The organism is Acaryochloris marina S15 (genome assembly GCF_018336915.1).
In the GTDB taxonomy this organism is placed as follows: Bacteria; Cyanobacteriota; Cyanobacteriia; order Thermosynechococcales; family Thermosynechococcaceae; genus Acaryochloris; species Acaryochloris marina_A.
The window spans coordinates 2,200,188-2,222,984 of the sequence record NZ_CP064923.1 but is presented as its reverse complement, the minus strand read 5'-3'; the positions used below and the strand labels follow the sequence as shown (position 1 = coordinate 2,222,984).

Genomic DNA, 22,797 nt, shown 5'->3' with positions numbered 1-22,797 from the left:
TCACAACTTTCCATAGAGTTTGAAGTCTCAAATTATGCAAGGTTCAATCCCCCCTTTTGAGCAATCCTATCTCTTGCTGAGATAGTCCCTGGCTCATACTCATTCTTCCTGGCATTGGGGGCAGTAATAGTACCGACGCCCACCTTGAGCATCTTTGACAATTGGGGTAGCACAGACCCAACAGAGCTGCCCTGCTCTGGCAAAAACCCAATGACGATACACACGCCGCGCAAATCCCTGGGATTTCAATTTAGCGGCCCAGGCAATATCGTTGGTGATGCCTCCGGTTTCATAGGACTGCTTAGGCAAAGCTAGGGCTGCTTCTGCCAGTTTCTCCAACTGCTCATCGGTACAATCTACAGGTCTTAGGGAGGGATGCACTTTGGCAACAAACAAGATTTCGCTTCTAAGGTAATTCCCCAGCCCTGCCAGGAAATGCTGGTCGAGGAATAAGGTTGTGAGGCGGCGACGGCGAAAGCGATCGCAACTCAGTCTCTCTTGCACCTGATCGACGGTCGTCTTAGAACTGAGGACATCTGGCCCAATCCGACTTAGAAAGGGATGCTCCTGAATCCCAGCCGCATCCAAGACATCAATATCTGAAGCGCTGTAAAGGAGAGCGGATTTGCGATCGCAATGCAAGGCCAACCGCAATTGGCGTTTCGTTTGGGGGTAGCTATAGGCTTTTCGGACCATCCACTTACCGTAGAGCTGGTTGTGGCTATAGATGCTTAGACCACAGTCAAAGTGCAGCAGCAAGCCTTTGCCCTGAGTTTCTACCTGTTTAATTTGACTTGCACCTAATTGAGCTTCGTATTTTTTTAGGTGGGAGAAGGCGAACCAGACTTCTTGGAGGGGTTGGTTTGCGATCGCACCCGCAATACGATCTGCAGCTCGCTTAATTTCAGGTCCTTCGGGCATGGAGTCTACAGAAGGGAATACTATCCCCAAAGAATAGAACAATACCGTATCCGTATCATTTGGAACGACATTCGAATCAGCTTCAGAAAGCCGTGGTATGAAGTTCTTCTGGGTCGAGATGGGAATGAACCACTTGGCCGTCTCGAAACCAAACGACTCGCTGCGTTGTCTTCGCTACTTCTGGCTCATGGGTTACCATCACCACCGTCATGCCGCTTGCATTTAAAGTTGAGAAGATGTCCAGAATTTCATTCGTCGTTTTGGTGTCCAAAGCCCCCGTAGGCTCATCCGCCAGCAATAAAACAGGCTCATTGACAATAGCCCGAGCAATCGCTACCCGCTGTTGTTGTCCACCAGAAAGTTGAGTGGGTTTATTGCGAATCCGATCGCCTAAACCCACTTGTTCTAAAGCTGCCTTACCCCGCTCTCGTCTCTCTTTTACGGGCACATTGGCGTAGACCATCGGCAACATTACATTCTCTAGAGCACTGACCTGACTCAGCAAATGAAACTGCTGAAAGACAAACCCAATCTTGCGGTTGCGCACCAAGGCTAATTCAGTATCCGTAAGTTGAGCGACATCCACTCCATCCAAAAAATACTGTCCTGAAGTAGGTCTATCCAAACAGCCAATCATATTCATCATGGTGGATTTACCGGATCCAGATGCCCCCATAATCGAGCAGTATTCACCAGGGTTGATCACCAGGTTCACACCATCTAAGGCTCGGACTTCCGTTTCTCCCTCACCATAAAACTTGGTAATTTGCTCTAGGCGAATAATGGCCTGTTCTGGGTTCTCTTCCGTCAGGGATTGAGCTTTCGGCTGTGTGGTTGTCATAGTCTTATCCTTCCCTTAAGCACTGCGAAGGGCCACAATTGGATCGAGTTGAGCTGCCCGTCGAGCGGGGACGACCCCGAAGAACAGCCCGATGCCACCCGAGACACCAACAGCCAACATCACAGCCGGAACGGAAATACCTGTTTCCAAAGGGGTGAGACTGCCTACCATCACCGTGCCACCCACGCCCACAAAAGTACCAATCATGCCGCCTACAGCGGACAGGATAATAGCCTCAATCATAAATTGGACCAAAATATCAGATTGGGAGGCCCCAATAGCTTTGCGTAGACCAATTTCTTGAATACGCTCTGTCACAGATACCAGCATGATATTCATAATGCCAATGCCGCCCACCAGCAGAGAGATACTGGCGATCGCCGCCAACATGATCGTCAAGGCTCCGCTGATATTGCCAATGATTTCCAAAGCCTGTTTTTGAGTCCGAACCGTAAAGTCATCTTCGTTAATAATTTTGTGGCGTATGCGCAACAAATTACGAATCTGAAACTCTGCCGATGGGATACTCGCTTCATCTTTAGCCGAGACGGAGATAAACGTTAGCTCAGTCCCAAAGGGGGATGTAGATCCCACCACCCGATTTGCCATTGTCGAAATGGGGATGAATATCACATCATCTTGACTACTCCCGAGGAAAGAGCCTTTCTCTTCCATCAGGCCAATCACTTCAAAATTGAGGTTTTTAATCCGAATTCGCTTGCCAATAGGATTTTCAGACCCCACCAATCGCTTGGCCAGGTCAGTGCCTAACACTGCCACCAACTTGCCTCGCTGGATGTCTTGCGAGCTGAGGAATCGACCTTTGGCCACATCATGGTTCCGCACAATCGGATAGTCATCTGTTGTCCCCATCACCAAAGCCGTTGTATTCGATCCTTGATAGATAGTGGTCAACTGATTCTGAAGTTGAGGGATAACAGCTTGAACAGCAGATACAGCTTCTTTAATGGCTTTGGCATCGGCCCACACCAGAGTCTTCGGTACCTCAAAGGTCTGCCGCCGGGCTTTATCAGTTCCAGGAACGATAAATAGAATGTTGGGTCCTAGGGACTCAAACTGTCCTGAGGCATACTTTTGGGCCCCTTGCCCAACGGCAATCATGGCAATGACAGACGCATTACCAATAATCATTCCTAGCATCGTCAAACTACTGCGCAAGCGGTTGGCGACCAGAGTCGCTGAAGCCATTTTTACGCTTTCGAGGATATCCACGGTTACTCTTCCTCTTTCAAATCTTCAGGTTTTTGGCCTTCCGGGAAAGTTTCAAAAACTTTTTGACCGGGTGTTACCCCCTCCAGAATCTGAGTTTGATTCTTGATAGACGAACCTGTCGTTACAGGCTGAAACTTAGGCTTTCCATCTTCATCAGGAATATAGACTCCTGTTTTTCCATCTTTTGTGGCAATCAAACCGGTTGGCAGAACCATGCTGTCCGCGACAGTGTCACCCAAGAACGTTAAATCTGTATTCATTCCCGATCTCAACTTGTCTTGCCCAGAAGCAATGTTTACCCTGACCTGGAAGGAAGTCACATTTTGCTCTTCAATCGCCTCTGGAGACACTAACCGAACGCGCCCCTTAAATACCTGATCGGGGAAAGCATCCGCCTGAATTTCAACCATCTGCCCCGGTCGAATCTTACCAATATCGATTTCAGGAACAGTGGCCAACACCTCTAGTTTTTGAGCTAAGGCCACGATAGAAGTCGACGTAGCCGACGAAGTGCTCGATGCGGTAGTTGTGGGCGTTACAAAGGCCCCTTCCGTCGCAAATTTCTGGGTAATGATGCCTCCGAAGGGAGCCCGAATAATCGTATCGTTAACCTGGGTCATGACCACCCGTTGACGGCCTTGGGCCTCAGCTACTGCTGCCTTTGCTTGCAGAACCACTTCGGGGCGACTGCCTTTTTGCATCAATTGATAGGCTTGACGAGCTTCCGCCACATCAGCCTTAGCCCTTAGGACCTCTGCAGGTTGAGACCCTTGCCGCAAAATTTGCAGACGTCTTTGCACTTCTCTTAAGTTGGCTCGGGCGGTATCTGCTTCTGCTTGTGCTTCATCTCTGCGATCGCGGGTTTCTGCCCCTGCTTTATAAAGCTGTTCAAAACTATTCAGACGAGTCAAGGCCAACCTCAAACGGGCTTTTGCTGACTCCACTTGGCTTTGGACCTGGGCAATAGTTTCCAATTGATTACCCCCCGCGATTTGGGCCAGTTGGGCCTCCGCTCGGATTAAACGAGCCCTAGCCTGTTGAATTTCTTCCGGGCGGTTACCTGCCTGCAACTCCGACAGCCGCGCCTTTGCCTGAGCAACAGAGGCATTCGCTTGAATTAATTGACCTTCTAAATCACGAGTATCCATGCGGGCAATCACCTGCCCTTTCTCAACCTCATCTCCTTGTTCTACCAGCAGCTTTGCCAAAACGCCTGCTTGCTTTGGACTTAAGTTGACACTTTTGGCCGGTGTGATACTACCGCTAGCGTCAATCCGGAGGGTGACATCTTTTGACTCCACCTCGACCGTCAAGTCTTCTAGGGTGGGTTTATCCGAAGACCGATTGACAAAAGATCTAGCCCCGACTGCCCCCAACAAGACAATGGCGCTTACAAGGCCAATCACCCACACCTTAGGTTTCTTGACTTTGCCAACTACAGGAAGTTCGATATACACGTTGCTTAATATTTCGTAACCTTTTCTCATTCTAGCGAGGATTCATCTCGCTTGCCGTCTTAGTTCTAAAACTCAGCCCTTAGACTTAGAGACGATTAGCCTTCCCTGCAGGGTTCCCCAGCCCCCCATAAATCTAGACAGCTTCCTGATTAAACTTGAACAAAGCCCCAAATAGAAGAAAAGCCAATATAAAGTCAGCTTTATTTTTGTTGAGGCGAACCTTGCTCTATAAAGTCCACCAATGCCTGATATTTTGGTGCAGTTTCTAAAGGTTGGTTCTGATATTCCAGCGCTCCCCAACTGCCAAAGCGGGTATAGGGTGAAACATCTACAAAATGACAGAGCAATCCCCCATCCGCCTCTTGCCATTGATTGAGATACTGCTGATACAGCATGGCCATTCGAGGATGGCGGTTGAGGGAGGTAAACAGTTGAGTAATCTTCTTTTCATGCGCTTCGCTAAATGCGGCACTGGTTAAATGCTGTCCTCCCTCATAGGCTATTAACTCCAACCCAAACTCATCTCGGATACGGCTATAGTTCTCTCGCAGAAACGGTCCATAGGATCTAATTTCCGCCTCCATCTTTTGCCAAATTTCGGCTTCAGAGCTGTTTAGGAGTTGCGGTAAGTTCTCCAGATAATCCCATTCCCCACTGAAATAGGGGGCAATGGCATAGGCATCTGCAGATTTGTAAGCATCTTGCCAAGTCAGCACCTGCTCTGCAGTCCAAGGATTCACATACTGAGACGCTAACACCCTCACCAGGCGATCTCGACTGCCAAATACAGATTCCCAAAGTTTGAAAATCTCGACGGACCGTTGGGAATAGTAGCGCAAGCTAGCTTGATAGGGATCCTCCGCCAGCTTCAACCCTAACCCCTGGGCCTGAGCATACTGATGTTGATTAAAGTCGGGAGCGCTATTCCACACCTCGTTGGAATACTCCACATACACCTTGAGCCCAGGATCTAACCGATCACGCACCATCGTCGCGAATTGACGAACATAATCATCCGAAGCTTTGTGGGGCAAGGTAAACCAAGGGTTCGCTTGCAGGGTATTAGCCAGATCAATCATGTACTCTAAGGCCACCCCCTTGCCAGCTGCTTGGGTCACATCCGATACTTGGGGCCGATCGCTCCATTCTTGAATATCAGAGCCATTCGTTTCCATCCAATCCATAAACCGCAAGGTTTTGAAGGGTTGCAGCCGCTCTAGAAACAATGGATGAAAGGAGCGTTGCTGATAGGCATATTCAAAACCCGGCAGAATCAAGCGAATATTCCGAATCGGATTTTGGGGATTTGTCCGACTGATTTTCAGCCAAATGCCCGTCTCCATTGGCGTTACGTCCAGTACCATCCGTCCAGACTGCTGACTGGCAATGGTGGCACTACCAAAGTTAAAGCTAATCTCCCCTTCTCCGTCATACAGCAGAGTATATTTCCCAGCCGGGTAGTGACCTTTGCCATTGTCAAAGATCACGGTCTCGGCAAAATGCTTGGGTTCTAAGGCCGCAACCCAACCTTCAGAGGTGAGTTGCAAGGGGCCTCCCTCATCAAAAGCAGCCCCTTCGCGCCCAGAGAACCAAGGGCGAGACAGCTTAAATGCATCCACAAACGGCCATTGACTGGTGTAACTTACCACCTCCCCTAAATTCATCCCAAGTTGTGGTTCAGAAGCTGTCTGGGTAGCCTGGGTAGGAGGAGAAGAAGGCTGATTAAATCCCACCACACATAACGCAAACATCGCGATAAAGAGTAGAACTAAAACCCATTCGCGAAGGTACCGAAAAGGATTGCGTCGTCGAGGCACGGTTCATCTCACTCCATTGACATCAATACTCCGTTGGACTGGAAATATCTAATCCATTATCCTGCTGTTAATTCCATCTTCTAGCTTAGCGATCTCACCCTGGCCCAGCTTATGAACTTCCTTGTTTTTCTCGTGATGTTTGGTTGGATTCCGTTGGTCCTTTATTTATTCAGCCAGCTTCCGGTGCAGCGGGCTTTAGTGATCAGCTTTATTGGGGCTTGGCTATTTCTCCCCCAAGCCAGTTTTCCCTTGGTGGGTTTGCCCGATCTCACTAAGATGTCGGCAACTTGCTATGGCATTCTACTCGCAACCATTATCTTCGATGCCAAGCGGTTCCAGCTCTTCAAATTCAGCTGGATAGATATCCCCATGGCGATCTGGTGTCTCTGTCCCATCGCCTCGTCTTTAACCAATGATTTAGGGCTATACGATGGCCTTGCCCAAGCCCTAGGCCAAACGGTGACTTGGGGGTTTCCCTATTTTTTGGGGCGATTGTACCTAGGGAATTTAAGCGGACTCAAACAGTTGGCTACTGGCATTATTGTCGGTGGCATCCTGTACGTTCCCCTTTGCTTACTGGAGATTCGGCTTAGTCCCCAACTGCACCGCTGGATTTACGGCTACCATGCCCATTCTTTCGAGCAGACTTTTCGTCTAGGAGGTTTTAGGCCCACGGTATTTATGGAGCATGGGCTAATGCTGGGGGTTTGGATGATGAGCGCCACCTTAATGGCCATTTGGCTATGGCGAGCGGGGACCCTGACTCGTCTGGGGGATATTCCCATAATTTGGTGCGTGTTGGCCCTTGGAGTAACGTTTGTTCTGCTGCGGTCCACCGGGGCCTATGCTCTGTTACTGATCAGCCTCGTTATCCTGTTTACCGTTACCTGGTCTCGCTCTAGCATTGCCATTTGGCTGCTAGCTCTACTGATGGCGGGATATTTAGCCATCAGTTCAACGGGTTTGTTAACACCAACCTATACTCGCCAACTCGTTGCTACGACAAGTCAAATCACCGGACCCGACAGAGCGGCTTCCCTTAGCTTTCGCCTTGAGAACGAGCAAACTCTTTCTGCCAAAGCTCGGATTAGACCCATTTTTGGCTGGGGAGGTTGGGGCAGAGCCCGAATTTATAATGATCAGGGCCAAGATGTATCCGTGACCGATAGCCTATGGATCATCGCCTTTGGCAATCATGGCTTAGTAGGATTAGTGAGTTTAATGACCGCCTTAATTTTGCCCGTCCTCACGTTAGCCAGACGAATTCCTGTCTCCAACTGGACTCACCCTGCAGCTGCCCCGGTCGCAGCCTTGTCAGTCGCCCTGATTATGTATGGGCTAGATTGTCTTGTGAATGCCATGATCAATCCTGTGTTTGCATTAGCAGCAGGTGGACTATCCGGTTTAGCAGTCCAGAAAATCAACATGAAACGTCCACGACGGGCAGGCAGCAAGAAAATCGCTACCTAATGTTCCTCAACACATAGCCCCTCGCTTTAGGTCATTTGGGTACGGGCTGTTTTCACCATAGTAATCATCGTCTGATGAGCATCTTCGGAATCTTGTAGCACATGATCAAAGGCAATACGGATGGTAGAGTCTTGGGCCCCCGCATTTACGGATAAGTCCATCCCTTCTGAATCTACTTTCAGAATCTGAGCAGCTTCCGCCTCGGTTACCTTTCCATAGACTTTGGCATAAAGTAAAACGGCATCGGCATGGTCTTCGTTCATGTGCTTGCAGATGCGATCGCTAATTTCGGGGGTAAAGGTATCAGCCATAGGATTTATTTGTCACAATAAATAGGTGTAATAACAAATAGCTTGGAGTAAGTCTTTCAAGCCATTACCTGGGTCAAGTTCATCTTATCTTGCACCTATTAAATCTTAGGTACAATCCTTATTCCTTTTCAACCTCCAATAAATCTGAGGCAGAACTGAGGCAATCGGAGATAATAGGCACCGGGGTCAAGGCCATAAGGATATTTTTTCATGGGATTCATTCAAGTTTCACGAGGGACACGGGACATTCTGCCGGACGAGGTGATCTATTGGCAGCATGTCGAAGCTACAGCCCGTCAGCTCCTGCATCAGGCGGCTTATCGAGAGCTGCGTACCCCTATCTTTGAGCAGACTAATCTATTTGAACGCGGCATTGGCGAAGCCACAGACGTGGTGGGCAAGGAAATGTACACCTTCAAAGATCGAGGCGATCGTTCAATAACGTTGCGCCCTGAAGGGACTGCTGGAGCCGTACGGTCGTTTATCGAGAACAAACTTCATGCCCAAGGAGGCGTTCAGCGTCTTTGGTATATCGGCCCCATGTTTCGCTACGAACGGCCAGGAGCAGGACGGCAACGTCAGTTTCACCAAATAGGCGTAGAAGCGCTGGGTAGCCAAGATCCTCGCGCTGATGCTGAAGTGATTGCTATCGCCTCCCAACTCCTCAAATCTTTAGGTGTCCCAGAATGGACCTTAACCCTCAACTCTCTCGGCACTGCTGAAGATCGACAACAATACCGTGAGGCTTTAGTCGACTACCTCAATCAGTACAAAGACGACCTAGATCCTGATTCCCAGGATCGCCTCCAACGAAATCCTCTGCGCATTTTAGATAGCAAGGATCCTAAAACAAAAGAGATAGCCCAGTCTGCCCCCAACATCTTGGATTACTTGGGCACTGACTCCAAACAGCATTTTGACCGGGTTCAACAACTTCTAACCGATTTAGATATTACCTATAAACTTAATCCTTGCCTGGTTAGAGGACTAGATTACTACACCCACACCGCCTTCGAGTTTGAGTTGGAGGGGTTAGGAAATCAAGCCACCGTTTGTGGCGGTGGCCGCTATGATCGCCTTGTTTCTGAATTAGGAGGACCCGAAACCCCTGCAGTGGGGTGGGCGATCGGAATGGAACGGCTCATTATGCTCCTACAAAACGCTGAGATTGCATTAAATCAATCTTTAGACTTTTACTGCGTGGCCCGGGGACCAGAAGCAGAAGCACAAGCCTTACTAATTTGCCAGAATTTGAGAAAAAACGGCTTTTCCGTAGAGATGGATCTAAGTGGCAGTGCCTTTGGCAAACAACTCAAACGGGCTAATCGGAGTGGTGCCATAGCCTGCTTAATTTTAGGCGATACGGAAGCTTGCGATCGCACCGTGCAACTCAAGTGGCTAGCCTCTGGAGAACAAGAATCCATAGCTCAGGCTAATCTCAGCGATCTAACGTCCCAACTCCAAAATAAATTGAACGCAGCCAAAGCGAATTCCTCCACCTAAAACTCCCATTTCCCAACAAGATCAGTTACACTGTGCTCCATGTTGGAGTCCCTTGACAATACCTAGAAAATATGGATCTCTGAACTGTGGCTGTGTGGAGTAGGACGTAAACAAAGATGACAGTGGACATAGAATTTCTGATTCAGAAAGAAGGTGATTTTGCGTGGCTTCCACTGGAATCCCTAAGTGTTGAAATATTAGTCGGCAGATATCAACTCATCGCCCAAACTAGTGAAGCAGACTGCCCCATCCAGGTACATATCCATCATCAGTATGTTGAAGATGGTTTGTGGCAAGAAGTGGTCCACCATCAACTCCTACGCACAGATTCTCAAGGGCGCATCGAAGTCTTACCGCCAACCTTCCTCCAACATGGTCGTTGGATCATCAGTTGCGCAGCCAACGAAGACGAGCAAAGAGGCAACGCAGAGATAGATCGTCACTGTGTGCAACTCCAAGTCCTAGAACAAGAAACTGATCTTGACCAAGACTGGGAATTCCTAAGCCAGTCTGTGGCCTGTCAAGAACCTTATGTGCAGCAAGCGGATCTACTGGCACCCTTGCAGGCCGCAAATATCAAGTCTGAAACAGCCTGGAATAACATCGCCCCGTCCGAAGAAAGCTTTTCTATTCCTGAAAGAGAATTAGAGTTTGTATCCCCCGATCTTCTCGATATCTTCGAGCCAGCCATGGCTGATCACAACTTAAATGTGCAGTCACATCCAACCCCAAACAACCCGCAAGAATCCACGGTCCCGCAACTCCCTAAGATTCCCAAGGATGTTACACCCATTCGTCTCCAGATTTCACCAGGATTCATTCTCCCTCCTGAACTCTTCACACCAGAATCTGACAACATTCCACTCCCCCAACTCCCCGTATTTCCTCACCTTAATCAGTGGAAAGATCTCTCTTATTCAGAACTATCAGTTGCTTTAGGCCGCCTTCACTGGAGCAAGATCGATACCTACGGTAAAGCAATTGATGTGGACTTTGATTCTCTTGAGTTACAGGAGCGATTCTTAGAAACATTGAATCAATTATCCACGCAAAATACTGTAAATTCCGGCAACAGTACTTCCGTCATACCGAAAAAAGAAACACAATCTGGAAGTAAAGCCTTGGTCCCAATTGCCTCAAAAGGGGCATCCTAAAGACCTCAATAAGGACTGAATATGCGTATTTGGCTCATTAGCTTTCTAACACTCTTGGCTTTAGCTAGAGGGTTTGAGTGGCTCCAACACCTGGCTTTGCCCTTTCCAATCCTCCTATTAGGGGGAGCCTTATTGTCGGTTTTATCAAACGAATCGACCTTAGCAGGCTTGCCTTGGATGCCTAAATCACAATCTTCTCAAATAGAGCCTGCAGCCACTAAAAACACCCTCACTCCTCAATAAAAATTCATCGACCCGGCACGAGAAAGGGGTGCTCATCTGAGTACCCCTTTCTCGTTGAATTTTATAGCTTTAGACGAATGTCTTAAGCCTCATCAAGTGCAGCAATTCCAGGTAAAACTTTACCTTCTAAAAGCTCTAGGCTTGCACCACCACCCGTAGAGATATGGCTCATTTTTTCAGCCACACCTACTTTTTCAACTGCCGCAACCGAGTCACCCCCACCAATAATGGTGTCAGCACCCGTCTCGGTGATCGCAGCCAAACTATGGGCAACAGCATCGGTTCCTGCTGCAAATTTATCGAATTCAAACACACCCATCGGTCCATTCCAAATCACAGTTTTGCAGTCAGAAAGTGCCGCCTGAAACTCCTTCACAGAATTGGGACCAATATCTAAGCCCATCCAGCCATCAGGGATATCACTAATACTCACAGTCTGAGCATTGGCATCAGCCGCAAAGTTATCTGCAACCACAACATCGGTGGGCAGCAATAGTGCGACTCCCTTCTCTTTAGCCTTAATCTCTAAAGTACGAGCTAACTCCAGCTTGTCTTCTTCAACCAAAGACTTACCAACAGCTAAACCACGAGCCTTATAAAACGTGAAAATCATACCGCCGCCAATCAGTAGTTTGTCTACCTTGTCTAATAAGGTTTCAATCACACCAATTTTGCTGGAGACTTTTGAGCCACCCACAATGGCCGCCAAAGGACGCTGAGGGCTCTCAATTGCAGCCTGTAGGTATTTCAGTTCTTTCTCAATCAAGTAGCCAGCCACAGAAGGGCTCAGGTGATGAGTGACCCCTTCCGTAGAGGCATGAGCTCGGTGTGCAGTACCAAACGCATCATTGACGTACAGATCAGCCACAGCAGCGAGCTGGCGAGCAAACTCAGGATCATTGGCTTCTTCACCCGCATGAAAACGGACATTTTCCAGCAGGGCTACTTGTCCATTCTGTAATGCACCTATTTTTGCTGCTACCTCATCTCCAATGCAGTCATCACATTTAGTGACCGATTGACCTAGCAATTCAGACAAACGAGCCGCAACAGGTGTCAGGCGCATGGACTCATTGACTTGTCCCTTAGGACGCCCAAAGTGGCTAGCAAGAATCACCTTAGCGCCTTTAGACGTTAGGTCTTGAATCGTAGGAAGAGCAGCTCGAATGCGGGTATCGTCTGTAATTTTGCCCTCGCCATCCAAGGGCACATTGAAATCGGCACGCACCAAAACTCGTTTACCAGATAAATCTGCCGATGTTAAATTGGCTATTGTTTTCTTGGACACAGTAAAAATCTCCTAAAAGCGTCTATTGCGTTTTATTACCCCCCATAGCAGAGCGCATGGGGTATTGGCATGATGATGGTTGGGATAAATCTATACCCAAACTCGTCGGTCGGGTTGGTTGTTAATGTGAACTGATTCCGTGCCGTCCATATTTTACCGGAGTCCGTACCCTGGAGTAGAGCTTCATGTTTAAGACGATTTTGTTTCCAATTGATCAAAGTCGAGCTTCTCAGGATGCTGCTGAGAAGGTGGCCGAAATCGTTAAATTCTGCAATAGCAAACTCGTCATCCTGTCAGTGCAACCAGATGCCGAGAACGCTCCCGAAAACGATACCCCTGCCAACCAAGCGATTGACCAACTTCTCCAAAATGCAAAAATCGCTTTTTCAGACTGGGGTATTGCCGCCGAAATCATAAAACAGGCAGGAAGACCTGCCTTCTGCATTTGTGATTATGCCGATGAGATCAATGCAGATTTAATAGTTATGGGCTGCCGAGGCGTTGGCCTTACTGAAGAAGGAGCATCAGAAAGCGTCAGTAATCGAGTCATCAATTTAGCCCCTTGCCCTGTCATGGTTATTCCTTAGGTACAGCCTTCCCTCTCCATGGATGGCTCTTTGCTGCCTGCTGCTCAACACAAACTCAAATGACCTATCTCGCTTATTGCTGGGTCAACTCGAGGATTACATCACATCGATAATTATTGGCCAGAGAGGCCAACAGATTTTTTAGATGTTCATATTCAGGTGAAATATCTTCTAGCAAGTCAAAAATTCCATCCGTATCTAAACTAATGGCTCTGCTCTGCAGTTGAGTCAGCCATGACTGAGACATCACTTCAAGTAACTGCGCCTTCAGATCGTTCCGTTTAGGCAGGGACAGAGAGTCACAATGGGTTAACGGAGGAGTCAATTCTTCATACAAATACTTCACCCCCAAATGCTGTGTCATTTTCTCTAAAATAATCGTCTCATTACAGGGTTTATGGAGAAAATCATCACATCCACAAGTCAGCGCTCGTTCTTTATCCTCATCAAAGGCATTGGCCGTCAAAGCAATAATCACTGGCTGTGGGATTTGAGGCATTGCCCTAATCCTTTGAGTTGCCTCAAGACCATCCATCAAAGGCATCTTAATATCCATCCAAACCAAATGCGGGCGCCACTCTTGGCAGACTTCCAACGCCTCTTGGCCATTTTGTGCAGATTTCACCAAAAAACCAATGGTTGCTAGCAATGTGACTAACAAGCATCGATTATCCGCATGATCTTCCACCACCAAGATACGAAATATCGGTTGATGAGGGTGAACCTGGAGAACGCGCTGTTCAAGGGTAGGTACCAATGCACTGGCAGTACTCACCTTGACGGGAATAGAAAAAGAAAAGGTTGCTCCCTCATGAAGCTGACTTGATACGGATAATTCCCCCCCCATTAAATTGACAAATTGACGGCTAATTGACAATCCTAAGCCTGTTCCATGTACACCTTGATGGGACTGTTTCCCATACTCAGTTTGGTAAAAAGGATGAAAAATTTTCTCTTGATCCTCTTCTGATACACCAGGCCCTGTATCCTCTACTGAGAAGGTTAATAAACAGGTAGGCTCCTGAACATTTACAGAGTAAGAATCATTAATATAAATGCGACTTGATACTTTTAGATCAACCTGACCTTCATTCGTAAATTTAATGGCATTCCCCAGTAAATTAATCAGCACCTGCCGAAGCTTTTTGATGTCAGCCTGAATATATTGAGGAACAGTTTTAGAAAACTGAAACTTTAAGGTGATCTTTTTAGAGGAGACCTTCTGTTGAAATAAATTATATAGCCCTTCCAAGAAGTGATGAAGGTTAAAATTAGTTGGATCTAGGGTGATCTGTCCAGCCTCAATTTTCGACATTTCTAAAATATCGTTAAGCAGAGCTAGAAGATGTTCACCACTATTATTGATAATACTTAGTTTATGAAGATGAGCAGCAGTCAAGGTTGAATCCCGACTCAATAATTGCGAAAACCCCAAAATTGCATTCAGAGGAGTTCTCAATTCATGGCTCATATTGGCAAGAAAGGTGCTTTTAGCTAAGTTAGCAGTTTCAGCCATCTCCTTAGCCGCCACCAACTTTTGAGCCCGTTCATCTGCTAACTTATGAGCTTCATTTAAAGCTGTATTTTTTGCCTGTAGAAGAAATAGAAAATCTGAGACCCGATCATGAACAGCAAAATGATTTAACCGTAATCCAAGAGGTTTGAGTTCATGGATTTCTGTTACCCAGAGAGACCCCAGGAAGAAAATTAAATTAGTCTCAGAAACATACATCATTTGCCCTTGCAACTGCATGTTGATGGCAAGGCAATCCAAAATCAGCAATGAACGGCAAGGTTCGCTGAGACTTGCAAAGTCAGGTGACAAAGGGGGTCTTTGAATAGCAAATTGCTGTCCAAACTGACTCCCACAAATTTTAGGGAGTAAATGCTGAAGAGAGTCTCCAGCTTGAATAATCTCTAAATCAGAATTTAGAACGAAATGGAATGGAAAGGCGGTGGCAAATTGCTCTGGCGGTAAGCTATGGCTCAGGGAAATTGTCTGATGACTATGGCTGGTAGGTGACTGAGAACACATCGTGATCAGCTCCCTGCTCTCGATCTTGGACTTGGGTTACTTCTACTTCTGTATCAAATCGTTCCCCTAGTCCTTCCACCAATCCTGATACCATTGGAGCCATTCCCTTGCGATGGGAATAGTAATGCAAGTTTAAGGTCTGCTTCTCCTGATCACTACATTGAAAGGAAGGCGGTTGCATTTTGGGGAAAATTACCCCAAGCCGACTATGCAAGTCATCAAGATTACCCAAAAACTCTGGCAAATCATCACCCGCCAGGTTCATCATTTCGCCATAACCTTCTTGCCCTGTAAACTTAACCCAATATTTCCCAAAGTCTTCCATGATCTCAGCTGCAGATATTCCCAGTACTTGACTGGCAGACTTGACCAAACGATGGGTCAAATCGTCAGGATAACTCTCTAAGCTAATAAAATTCTCAGATTTAGTTTCTGAAAGCTCTCTTATCGCTTCCCAAGCCTCCTCACCAAAATGGTCACAAACCATTTCCTGAATGGCCTTATTCACTAAGCCATACATACAGCATCCCCCCACTCATTTATTTTTCAGCAAATTAATCTTATAGAAGAGATTTGCCTACAACTATTCCCTCTAATATAATCAAGAACTAAAAATTGGGTCCAAAACAATAGGTTTTATTCAGGAAATCATCCTAACTTCATTCAAACTATTGCATTTTTTTGAGCAGGGAAGAGACAAGCCGATGTTCTCAACTTAGCTGTAGAAATAGGTTGCCTACTTTAGGAAATAAATCTCGATCGCTAAAAAATTAAATGACTTTGGCTATTTCTCTGACCACATTTTTATTAGATTTAGTACAGAGTCATCTATATATTGGAATGGATCACTCGAATCAGGGCGACAAGCTACCTACTGCTACTCTAGGCCACCATGTCGAATAACAAGATTTCAGCGTCTTCAGACTGTCCATGAACTTTAATCTCATGGAGATCTGAAATGGCAGCAGCATCTCCCGCCATTAGATCATGCTTCTCATTAAGCTGAATTACACCTTTGGCAACGTGCAGCCAAGCGATTCGGTGCGCTGACAACGGATGGACAACCGATCCTTGCTGGCTGAGCTGGGCCCCATATAAATCCACTTTTTGATGAATGGTGACCACTCCCTGCTGACTGTTTCTAGAACCCAACAGGTGTAAGTGATTTCTTTGTTGATCTATAGATAAATGAACTTGTTCATATCCAGGCTCTAAACCTTCAGCATCAGGGACTATCCAGATTTGCAATAGGTGAACCGGCTCAGAGAGGGAAGGATTATATTCACTATGTTGAATCCCTGTGCCAGCTGTCATTCTCTGAACATCTCCAGGTTTAACGATGGAGCCATTTCCCAGACTATCTTTATGCTCTAGAGCTCCCTCTAACACATAGGTAATAATTTCCATATTTTTGTGGCTATGGGTTCCAAACCCCTGCCCCGGCTGGATGAAATCTTCATTGATCACTCGCAAGGGTCCAAAGCTCATATGGCGAGGATCGTAGTACTGGCCAAAGGAAAAAGTGTGATAGCTCTTGAGCCACTCTAAGTCTGCAGATCCTCTTTCTTGACCTCGACGAATATCGATCATTGAAGTCGACCTCTCATTTTTAGAAGTGAAGGGTAAATCACCGATTCCAGTCGGTGATATGTCTATCATCAACTAACCTCAATAAAATGACAATATGATATTTTATTGACAGATTGTCTCTTATTTGTTGACAATAATATGGATAAATTCGACAGTATGCATGCTTTCACCCAAGTGGTCGATGCCAGTGGCTTTGCAGCAGCTTCTCGAAAAATGGGACTGTCACGATCGCAAGTCAATAAACTGGTGATTAACCTAGAGGACAGTTTAGGGATCCAGCTCTTACAGCGCACCACTCGCAAAGTGACACCCACAAAAACTGGTCTGGCTTTTTATGAGCGTTGTCGAGCCATCCTGGCAGAAGTGGCAGAGGCAGAAGAAGCCATTACCCAATACCAAACCCAGCCCAAAGGAACCCTAAGGGTCAATGCCCCTATGTCTTTTGGCACAAAGTACTTGGCCCCAATTCTCCCTAACTTCTTAACTCAACATCCAGACTTAAAGGTGGAATTAGTCCTGAATGATCGATTTATTGACCCGATCGAAGAAGGATTCGACATTAGCATTCGCATTTCTGCACAGCCAACAACTAGTAGCTTAATCATTCACACCCTTTGTCCTGCCCCCAGAGTGCTATGTGCTGCTCCCGCTTATCTTGAGCAACAGGGTATTCCTGGAAATCCCGATCAACTCAAGAACCATTCTTGCTTGCACTATGGCTACTCAGCCCCCCTCAATCAGTGGGAACTCAAGGGGCCAAATCAAACCCAGTCGATTCGAGTCCAAGGGACTGTCTGTTCGAATAATGGCGAAGTGCTACGACAGGCAGCTCTCAAAGGGTTGGGGATTGCACTTTTACCCCACTTTCTGGTGGGAGAAGATTTGAAAGCTGATCGCTTGCAAGTGGTTCTATCAAATTATGCAAGTCCTGAGATCGCAGTTCATATCCTATATCCCGTGAGCAAGCATCTTTCTGCCAAGGTGCAGTTGTTCACTGAGTTCTTACAATCACAACTTGGCCAAGAGCCACAACTGGTCGATGAGACAGGCAAGAACTAAAATGGGAAAACTAGAACCACTCGAAATAACTGAAATTTCGGATTATTGATCTGACTTCGTTCTCAATCAGAAGTCTCAATTGTTATCCCGCTGACTAGCACCAGGCCATCCAGTCTATCGATAGACAAGGAATACGTAAGACCATCTGAACCGTTGTACAAGCAACTCATTTGCTAAGGATTTGACATGAAAAAATGGCTGCTGCTGCTACTGTTTATAGCGGGTTTCAGTTGGGCGATCTCAAATTTCCAAGGGCTATCTGCTCAGGGACAATATGATTCCCTAGTATTTGACTTCAAAGAATCTCTCACAACGGCAGAGATTGAAAGGCAGGTCAATTCTTTATCAGAGCAATTCCAAACTAAATTGACCTATAACAGTCAGTTCTCCTTAAATGACCATGTGTTCATTGCCAAGGGAGATCAACAGCTCCTCAACGCGGTTAAAAAATCTGGTATTAGCGAATTTACCGAATTTGTTGAACCCAACTATGCTTACCAGACTTCGTTCAGTCCCAACGATCCAGATTTTGATCAGCAGTGGAACCTCAAAAGCATCAACATGGAGGCAGCCTGGCAAGCTAGTCGGGGGCGAGGCACAACCGTTGCCGTGATTGATACAGGTATCGCTCCCGTTGCTGATTTAAAGCGGACTCGCCTTGTACCTGGCTATGACTTTGTCAACGATCGGGCCAATGCAACCGATGATAATGGCCATGGCACCCATGTAGCAGGCACCATCGCGCAATCCACCAATAATAACTTTGGCGTCGCGGGTATCGCTTATGAAGCTCAGCTAATGCCCTTAAAAGTTTTAAGTCGGGGTGGTTCGGGCACTGTAGCGGATATTGCGGAATCCATTCGCTTTGCAGCTGACAACGGAGCCGACGTCATCAATATGAGCCTGGGCGGGGGGGGTGAAAGTGAACTGATGCGAGAAGCCATTGAATATGCCCATAAAAAAGGTGTAGTGATTGTGGCCGCTGCGGGTAATGCGGCCAGAAGTGCCGTGGAATTTCCGGCCCGTTATCCCCATGTCATTGGCGTCTCTGCCCTGGATGCTGAAGGCCAGAAAGCACCTTACTCCAATTACGGTGCCGGGGTCGATATTTCAGCCCCTGGGGGCTCCCTCAGAGACAATAATGGCTTGGGCGGTATTCTGCAAAATACCATCAATCCCCGAGATGGCTCTTCCATCTTTGCCGCCTTCCAAGGAACCAGCATGGCTGCCCCCCATGTGGCTGGTGTCGCTGCCTTAATTCGATCCATTGGGGTCCAAAATCCTGATCAAGTCGAACAAGTCCTCAAGCAGTCTGCAGCTGCTGTCAAAGATGATGCCTCCAACTACTTTGGTACGGGTAAATTAGACGCTAGCAAGGCCGTCAGCTTAGCCGCTCAAAAAAGTTTTGGGTTTAATGGCTTTATGGGATGGCTGCGTAATGGCTTATTCTTAGGGCCACGCTTCTGGTTCGACGCCAGAGCCGTCAACTGGGGCTATAAGCTGCTTATGCTAGCAGTTGCTGCCGTGCTCGCCTCCCTATTCCGCTTACCTTGGAATTGGCCAATGGGGTTAGGGCTAATTTTGGGCAGCACTGGCTTATTTATCCTCCGCTGTTTTCATCTCGTGGATCTTCCCCATTGGCCCCTTCGCGTTGTGGGAAGCTCCTTGCCAGAATTGGGCAGTGCGATTCAGGGCACTAATGCATTAAACCCTTTAACGGCTAATGTTTTGATGGCTTTAGCACTGATTGTCCTCTTCCTGAGCCATCCTCAGCTCAAGTGGTTAGCCCTTGGCGGTTCAGTGGGAATGACAGCCTGTCTAGGCGTCAGTGCGTTTATGGCCCCCCAAGTCGTCTGGTTAGGCAGCACAGCCGTTGCCCAGGGATTTTTAGCCATCAATGCTTTGCTCTGTTTAGCGTTGGTTTATCTAGCATCCAAATCCGCCACTCGTTCCGCATAAAATTAGCATGTCTATAGAAGCACAAGGAACCATCACCTTTCAAAGTTTTGGTCTAGGGGTATGGGCTCTAGCAGCCAGCGAGACCACCTACGAGCTCTTTGAACCCCCCACCGAATTACAGCAAGAGGGGCTGGCAGTGAAAGTAACGGGTAATATTCGAGATGACATTATGACGGTGGCGATGATTGGCCCAGTCCTGGAAGTTAAAAACTTCGAAATTCTAAGTTCTTAACCCCTAAGGTTGATTCGAGCGAACCACAAAGCTTTGTCGTATACGGGCAGTCATGTTTCCTAGAAAATAACTACTCCCTAGTAAAACAAAGCTAATTAACCCAAACATCAAGCGTTGTGAGGCTCCTGTCTTACGGATTTCTGCTTCACTCCCTCGGAGAATTTGGAGTTTCTGGCCCTGAGGGGCAACCAGTTGGCTTACTGGCCCTGCTCCAACACTGGCAATCAGGGTAACCTTTGCTCCATTAGGGATATACTGACGCAATACCCTAGGTTTGACAGAGCGAGTCGCGGGCAGATCAGCCAAGGGAAAAGTTTGATCTTGATACTCAATAGCAATAGGGCGAGCAGTCCGCGAAGGGCCATCATATTGCAATTGAGCGCGAGCGTTAAAATCCCTTTCTACTGGCAACTGAGCTAAATCAGAATTGACCAAAATTGTTTGGGTTGATGCTTGAAGGGTGTTATCTGCAGATAACACCACTGAATCTACCTGATCCTGCCACTCATATAGCACTTCATCGGCCACCACTTCCGAGCCACTAAACTCAGCTGAAACCTGGAGTTCTCCCTTCAGTACCTTCAGCTCAGGATCATCAGGCATGACAATAGGATCTGAGGCCCATAGGAAACCAGAGATTTTGAAAGGTGGGGTGGGATCACCTCTATAATTCAGAGCTTCAGAAATCGACTTTTCTGGTAATTTAGCCAGCTTATCCGCTTGCCAGGTCGTAATCCCTAACACACTACCGATCAAAAACATTGCCCCTAGCCCGCCAGTGACAACCGTTCCAAACACCATGAATGAATAGCGATTGTACTCTTGCTTGCTGACATGGCGGGGACGATCAGTCCAAAAAGAACGTCGCATCTTCATTGAATTTCTTCCTGCTCCATCTCTCCCTAACATTCACAGTTCAGGTTCAAAGATTTCAACCTGCTGGGACAGCACCCCCAAGGTAACTGCAACCCCCATCTCCATCCGGGGGATAAGGGGAGCTAATATTTCAATGATCGATGGATTCTGAAAATGATCCGGTTTTGTTTCAGGGTGGGGATAATAAATCAGTCCCGCAGCACGATGGTCACCATACTTTACTCGACAGGGAGAAAAGGAAAATGTTTCAGGACAAGATGCTGGATACCAATGCACCAGAGGAAACGTCCATTGAGGCTGAATCATCTGAAACTGAGCTGGAGCAATAGAGATATTCAGGGTGCCAGGATAGTAGGGGGATAGGTCTAATCCTAATTTTTGGAAATGAGGCATTTGTAGCGCAATCGTCCCCTCTGGATAAGGAGAGTCCACTGCTCGTCCAGAGGCTACACCATATCCTGATTGCAATTGCCCAAGCACATAGGTCCAGGCTGGGTCTTCTGCTGCTAGCAACTAACGATACCTGACCACTGAACTTGTTTCCGATGTTCTCGCCGATAGGAAAAGAATTTATCGGGATCTTGATAGGTGCAATGGGTTGCGATCGCAACCTGGTCTGGCAGCACCCCCATCTGCTCTAACTGCATGGCATTCACCCGCCGCACATCTAATCGCACTCGTCCCGACTCTGAATCGGCAATCAGCGGGGAGTGTTCAACTTGTAAAAGATGCTCAGCAATGACTTCAGCAGACTGCTCAGAAAGATGGGGGTCGACGACGGTACTACCGACTTGAGCGGCAACCTCCGTATCGACTTGATACATCTCACCTGCGATCGCAGGTCCCATTGCCACTCGAATATCTTTGAGCTGACTCCCCTGTTCTTGCAGACGAGTCAGAGCCATGGGCACAATCTTGGCAGCCGTTCCCCGCCATCCGGCATGGACAGCCGCAACATGACCCAAGCGAGTATCCGCAATCAATACGGGGGTGCAGTCGGCCGTACAAACCCAAACAGCCTGGTTTTTATTCTGGCTGATCAGGCCATCCGCAGGAGGGAATTCTGATACCGCTTCATCTGTTTCAGCAGCCTGAGACGGCAACTGGTCCCAATAGGCTTGAACTTCCGTGGGGTTTAAGATTGCATTGCCATGCACCTGTTTAACACGAAAGGTTTGAGCATCTGCTTTCAGCACCAGGGCCAACTCAGCCGGGGGCCTAGGCCAAAATTCTCGGGTGAAAAAGCCATGGGGCCAAGGCTCCAGCAAACTACACGTTAAGTAAGAGCGACCCTCACAGGTGCGCCAATTCCAGGTATGCATGGGGGCAGAATAGACCTTAAACAATGCTAGGCTTACCTATGCTAGCGCGCCTATTCCAGTTTTAACGGGCCTAGCCACCGGACTGTGGGATTTGACCAACAAGCCTTTCAGACTCATCTAACGACCCAAGCCTGGGGGCGGCCTCTCCATCACTTTGAGATCCTTGACTCCACCAATACAAAGCTCTGGGAAATGATTAAACAGGGGGCAACACCTGGAACGGCCATCGTTGCAGCCCAGCAGCAAGCCGGTCGGGGCCAGCGAGGACGGACTTGGGACTCTTCTCTGGGGGGACTGTATCTGTCGGTTGCGATCGCACCTCGTATCCCCGCCGATCAAACCGTCCAAATCACCGTGGCCACCATTTGGGGACTGGCTACCCTGCTGCGACAGCATCACATCCCAGTGTGGCTCAAGTGGCCCAATGACCTGCTAGTGCTGGGGAAAAAGTTTGGGGGTATCCTAATCGAAACCAGCCTTCAAGATCAACAGGTTCAAACAGCAGTGCTCGGCATTGGCCTGAATTGGCAAAATCCAGTCCCAGATCAAGCCATCAACCTAGCAACCATTGCTGAACAGTTACCTGCACAAAATAGATCTCCGATTCATTCCCTAGAAGAATTAACCGCCCTCACCTTATTAGGTCTAGAAAATGGCTATCTTTTTTGGCAAACCCAAGGCATCCATAAATTACTGCCAGATTATTTAGATCTAATTAAAATTTATCCCAAAGCCAGTCAACCCATCCGCCAAGATTTAGCAAAACGTCTAGGGTTATGAAGGCATCAATACTCTAGGTATAGTAAAAGGAAGAAAGTCGTTTCCTTAAAAATTTATCTACCATTAGGAAATAAGTGGCTAGGTTGATTCTTCCTTAGTAGGTATGCTTTGCTAAGTCT

General features: G+C 47.5%; 22 protein-coding genes. 9 read left to right on the top strand and 13 right to left on the bottom strand.

Translation table 11 applies throughout. The features are described from left to right. Window positions 1-99: 99 nt before the first annotated feature. From nei to I1H34_RS10810, 5 genes are all read right to left on the bottom strand, one after another. Entirely contained in the window at window positions 100-921 is an 822-nt protein-coding gene (gene nei, locus I1H34_RS10830) for an endonuclease VIII (RefSeq protein WP_212665626.1), read from the bottom strand. A gap of 82 nt (window positions 922-1,003) precedes the next feature. Further along, on the bottom strand, window positions 1,004-1,762 hold the full coding sequence (locus I1H34_RS10825; protein WP_212665625.1) for an ABC transporter ATP-binding protein: 759 nt from the start codon (window positions 1,760-1,762) through the stop codon (window positions 1,004-1,006). A 15-nt stretch (window positions 1,763-1,777) separates the two neighbouring features. Further along, entirely contained in the window at window positions 1,778-2,995 is a 1,218-nt protein-coding gene (locus I1H34_RS10820; RefSeq protein WP_212665624.1) for an ABC transporter permease, read from the bottom strand. A 2-nt stretch (window positions 2,996-2,997) separates the two neighbouring features. After that, window positions 2,998-4,452, bottom strand: coding sequence for an efflux RND transporter periplasmic adaptor subunit (locus I1H34_RS10815; protein WP_212665623.1), 1,455 nt, complete (start codon window positions 4,450-4,452; stop codon window positions 2,998-3,000). Between the two features lie 200 nt (window positions 4,453-4,652). Beyond that, a complete protein-coding gene (locus tag I1H34_RS10810; RefSeq protein WP_212665622.1) occupies window positions 4,653-6,269 on the bottom strand; it encodes a hypothetical protein in 1,617 nt (538 codons plus the stop codon). 111 nt (window positions 6,270-6,380) lie between these two features. Here I1H34_RS10810 and I1H34_RS10805 point away from each other — a divergent pair, with 111 nt between their 5' ends. Then, window positions 6,381-7,739: an O-antigen ligase family protein gene (locus I1H34_RS10805; protein ID WP_212665621.1), complete on the top strand. Its 1,359-nt coding sequence runs from the start codon at window positions 6,381-6,383 to the stop codon at window positions 7,737-7,739. Between the two features lie 26 nt (window positions 7,740-7,765). Here I1H34_RS10805 and I1H34_RS10800 read toward each other — a convergent pair whose 3' ends face one another. After that, window positions 7,766-8,050, bottom strand: a complete 285-nt coding sequence (locus I1H34_RS10800) for a DUF2470 domain-containing protein (protein ID WP_212665620.1) — start codon at window positions 8,048-8,050, stop codon at window positions 7,766-7,768. 210 nt (window positions 8,051-8,260) lie between these two features. On the opposite strand from I1H34_RS10800, the gene hisS reads away from it, so the two are divergent. From hisS to I1H34_RS10785, 3 genes are all read left to right on the top strand, one after another. After that, the gene (gene hisS, locus I1H34_RS10795) at window positions 8,261-9,553 is read left to right on the top strand and encodes a histidine--tRNA ligase (protein ID WP_212665619.1); all 1,293 of its coding nucleotides are present in this window, start codon (window positions 8,261-8,263) and stop codon (window positions 9,551-9,553) included. A 116-nt stretch (window positions 9,554-9,669) separates the two neighbouring features. Next, complete coding sequence (locus I1H34_RS10790; protein WP_212665618.1) at window positions 9,670-10,707, top strand: hypothetical protein; 1,038 nt, start codon at window positions 9,670-9,672, stop codon at window positions 10,705-10,707. Window positions 10,708-10,728: 21 nt separating this feature from the next. Continuing rightward, window positions 10,729-10,950, top strand: coding sequence for a hypothetical protein (locus I1H34_RS10785; protein ID WP_212665617.1), 222 nt, complete (start codon window positions 10,729-10,731; stop codon window positions 10,948-10,950). Between the two features lie 82 nt (window positions 10,951-11,032). Here I1H34_RS10785 and I1H34_RS10780 read toward each other — a convergent pair whose 3' ends face one another. Then, window positions 11,033-12,238 (bottom strand): phosphoglycerate kinase, encoded by a 1,206-nt coding sequence (locus I1H34_RS10780; RefSeq protein WP_212665616.1) that lies wholly within the window; start codon window positions 12,236-12,238, stop codon window positions 11,033-11,035. A 185-nt stretch (window positions 12,239-12,423) separates the two neighbouring features. On the opposite strand from I1H34_RS10780, the gene I1H34_RS10775 reads away from it, so the two are divergent. After that, the gene (locus I1H34_RS10775; protein ID WP_212665615.1) at window positions 12,424-12,825 is read left to right on the top strand and encodes a universal stress protein; all 402 of its coding nucleotides are present in this window, start codon (window positions 12,424-12,426) and stop codon (window positions 12,823-12,825) included. Between the two features lie 73 nt (window positions 12,826-12,898). Here the strand turns inward: I1H34_RS10775 and I1H34_RS10770 are convergent, their stop codons facing one another. The 3 genes from I1H34_RS10770 to I1H34_RS10760 all read right to left on the bottom strand — a co-directional run bounded on the left by I1H34_RS10770 (window position 12,899) and on the right by I1H34_RS10760 (window position 16,450). Further along, entirely contained in the window at window positions 12,899-14,860 is a 1,962-nt protein-coding gene (locus tag I1H34_RS10770; RefSeq protein ID WP_212665614.1) for an ATP-binding protein, read from the bottom strand. Beyond that, window positions 14,832-15,380: a heme NO-binding domain-containing protein gene (locus I1H34_RS10765; protein ID WP_212665613.1), complete on the bottom strand. Its 549-nt coding sequence runs from the start codon at window positions 15,378-15,380 to the stop codon at window positions 14,832-14,834. Before I1H34_RS10765 ends, I1H34_RS10770 begins: the two co-directional genes overlap by 29 nt. A gap of 362 nt (window positions 15,381-15,742) precedes the next feature. Further along, entirely contained in the window at window positions 15,743-16,450 is a 708-nt protein-coding gene (locus I1H34_RS10760) for a pirin family protein (protein WP_212665612.1), read from the bottom strand. A 138-nt stretch (window positions 16,451-16,588) separates the two neighbouring features. On the opposite strand from I1H34_RS10760, the gene I1H34_RS10755 reads away from it, so the two are divergent. The 3 genes from I1H34_RS10755 to I1H34_RS10745 all read left to right on the top strand — a co-directional run bounded on the left by I1H34_RS10755 (window position 16,589) and on the right by I1H34_RS10745 (window position 19,700). Beyond that, the gene (locus I1H34_RS10755) at window positions 16,589-17,509 is read left to right on the top strand and encodes a LysR family transcriptional regulator (protein ID WP_212665611.1); all 921 of its coding nucleotides are present in this window, start codon (window positions 16,589-16,591) and stop codon (window positions 17,507-17,509) included. A gap of 186 nt (window positions 17,510-17,695) precedes the next feature. After that, window positions 17,696-19,468, top strand: a complete 1,773-nt coding sequence (locus tag I1H34_RS10750; RefSeq protein WP_212665610.1) for a DUF5942 domain-containing protein — start codon at window positions 17,696-17,698, stop codon at window positions 19,466-19,468. A gap of 7 nt (window positions 19,469-19,475) precedes the next feature. Continuing rightward, complete coding sequence (locus tag I1H34_RS10745) at window positions 19,476-19,700, top strand: hypothetical protein (protein ID WP_212665609.1); 225 nt, start codon at window positions 19,476-19,478, stop codon at window positions 19,698-19,700. A 3-nt stretch (window positions 19,701-19,703) separates the two neighbouring features. On the opposite strand, the gene I1H34_RS10740 is transcribed toward I1H34_RS10745, so the two are convergent. The 3 genes from I1H34_RS10740 to pgeF are packed head-to-tail and all read right to left on the bottom strand — an operon-like array spanning window position 19,704 to window position 21,898. Beyond that, window positions 19,704-20,570 (bottom strand): hypothetical protein, encoded by an 867-nt coding sequence (locus tag I1H34_RS10740; protein WP_249369994.1) that lies wholly within the window; start codon window positions 20,568-20,570, stop codon window positions 19,704-19,706. Between the two features lie 39 nt (window positions 20,571-20,609). Next, complete coding sequence (locus tag I1H34_RS10735; RefSeq protein ID WP_212665607.1) at window positions 20,610-21,089, bottom strand: hypothetical protein; 480 nt, start codon at window positions 21,087-21,089, stop codon at window positions 20,610-20,612. Continuing rightward, entirely contained in the window at window positions 21,083-21,898 is an 816-nt protein-coding gene (gene pgeF / locus I1H34_RS10730; RefSeq protein ID WP_212665606.1) for a peptidoglycan editing factor PgeF, read from the bottom strand. The genes I1H34_RS10735 and pgeF overlap by 7 nt, the downstream gene beginning before the upstream one ends. 84 nt (window positions 21,899-21,982) lie before the next feature. Between pgeF and I1H34_RS10725 the strand changes: the two genes are divergently transcribed. Continuing rightward, window positions 21,983-22,678, top strand: a complete 696-nt coding sequence (locus I1H34_RS10725) for a biotin--[acetyl-CoA-carboxylase] ligase (RefSeq protein ID WP_212665605.1) — start codon at window positions 21,983-21,985, stop codon at window positions 22,676-22,678. Window positions 22,679-22,797: the final 119 nt, after the last annotated feature.

Coding starts and splice junctions, on each gene's coding strand:
- I1H34_RS10755 (WP_212665611.1), top strand. CDS start 16,589: ATGGATAAATTCGACAGTATGCATGCTTTCACCCAAGTGGTCGATGCC.
- I1H34_RS10785 (WP_212665617.1), top strand. CDS start 10,729: ATGCGTATTTGGCTCATTAGCTTTCTAACACTCTTGGCTTTAGCTAGA.
- nei (WP_212665626.1), bottom strand. CDS start 921: ATGCCCGAAGGACCTGAAATTAAGCGAGCTGCAGATCGTATTGCGGGT.
- I1H34_RS10765 (WP_212665613.1), bottom strand. CDS start 15,380: ATGTATGGCTTAGTGAATAAGGCCATTCAGGAAATGGTTTGTGACCAT.
- I1H34_RS10745 (WP_212665609.1), top strand. CDS start 19,476: ATGTCTATAGAAGCACAAGGAACCATCACCTTTCAAAGTTTTGGTCTA.
- I1H34_RS10825 (WP_212665625.1), bottom strand. CDS start 1,762: ATGACAACCACACAGCCGAAAGCTCAATCCCTGACGGAAGAGAACCCA.
- hisS (WP_212665619.1), top strand. CDS start 8,261: ATGGGATTCATTCAAGTTTCACGAGGGACACGGGACATTCTGCCGGAC.
- I1H34_RS10800 (WP_212665620.1), bottom strand. CDS start 8,050: ATGGCTGATACCTTTACCCCCGAAATTAGCGATCGCATCTGCAAGCAC.
- I1H34_RS10740 (WP_249369994.1), bottom strand. CDS start 20,570: ATGCGACGTTCTTTTTGGACTGATCGTCCCCGCCATGTCAGCAAGCAA.
- I1H34_RS10750 (WP_212665610.1), top strand. CDS start 17,696: ATGAAAAAATGGCTGCTGCTGCTACTGTTTATAGCGGGTTTCAGTTGG.
- I1H34_RS10775 (WP_212665615.1), top strand. CDS start 12,424: ATGTTTAAGACGATTTTGTTTCCAATTGATCAAAGTCGAGCTTCTCAG.
- I1H34_RS10760 (WP_212665612.1), bottom strand. CDS start 16,450: ATGATCGATATTCGTCGAGGTCAAGAAAGAGGATCTGCAGACTTAGAG.
- I1H34_RS10770 (WP_212665614.1), bottom strand. CDS start 14,860: ATGTGTTCTCAGTCACCTACCAGCCATAGTCATCAGACAATTTCCCTG.
- I1H34_RS10805 (WP_212665621.1), top strand. CDS start 6,381: ATGAACTTCCTTGTTTTTCTCGTGATGTTTGGTTGGATTCCGTTGGTC.
- pgeF (WP_212665606.1), bottom strand. CDS start 21,898: ATGCATACCTGGAATTGGCGCACCTGTGAGGGTCGCTCTTACTTAACG.
- I1H34_RS10790 (WP_212665618.1), top strand. CDS start 9,670: ATGACAGTGGACATAGAATTTCTGATTCAGAAAGAAGGTGATTTTGCG.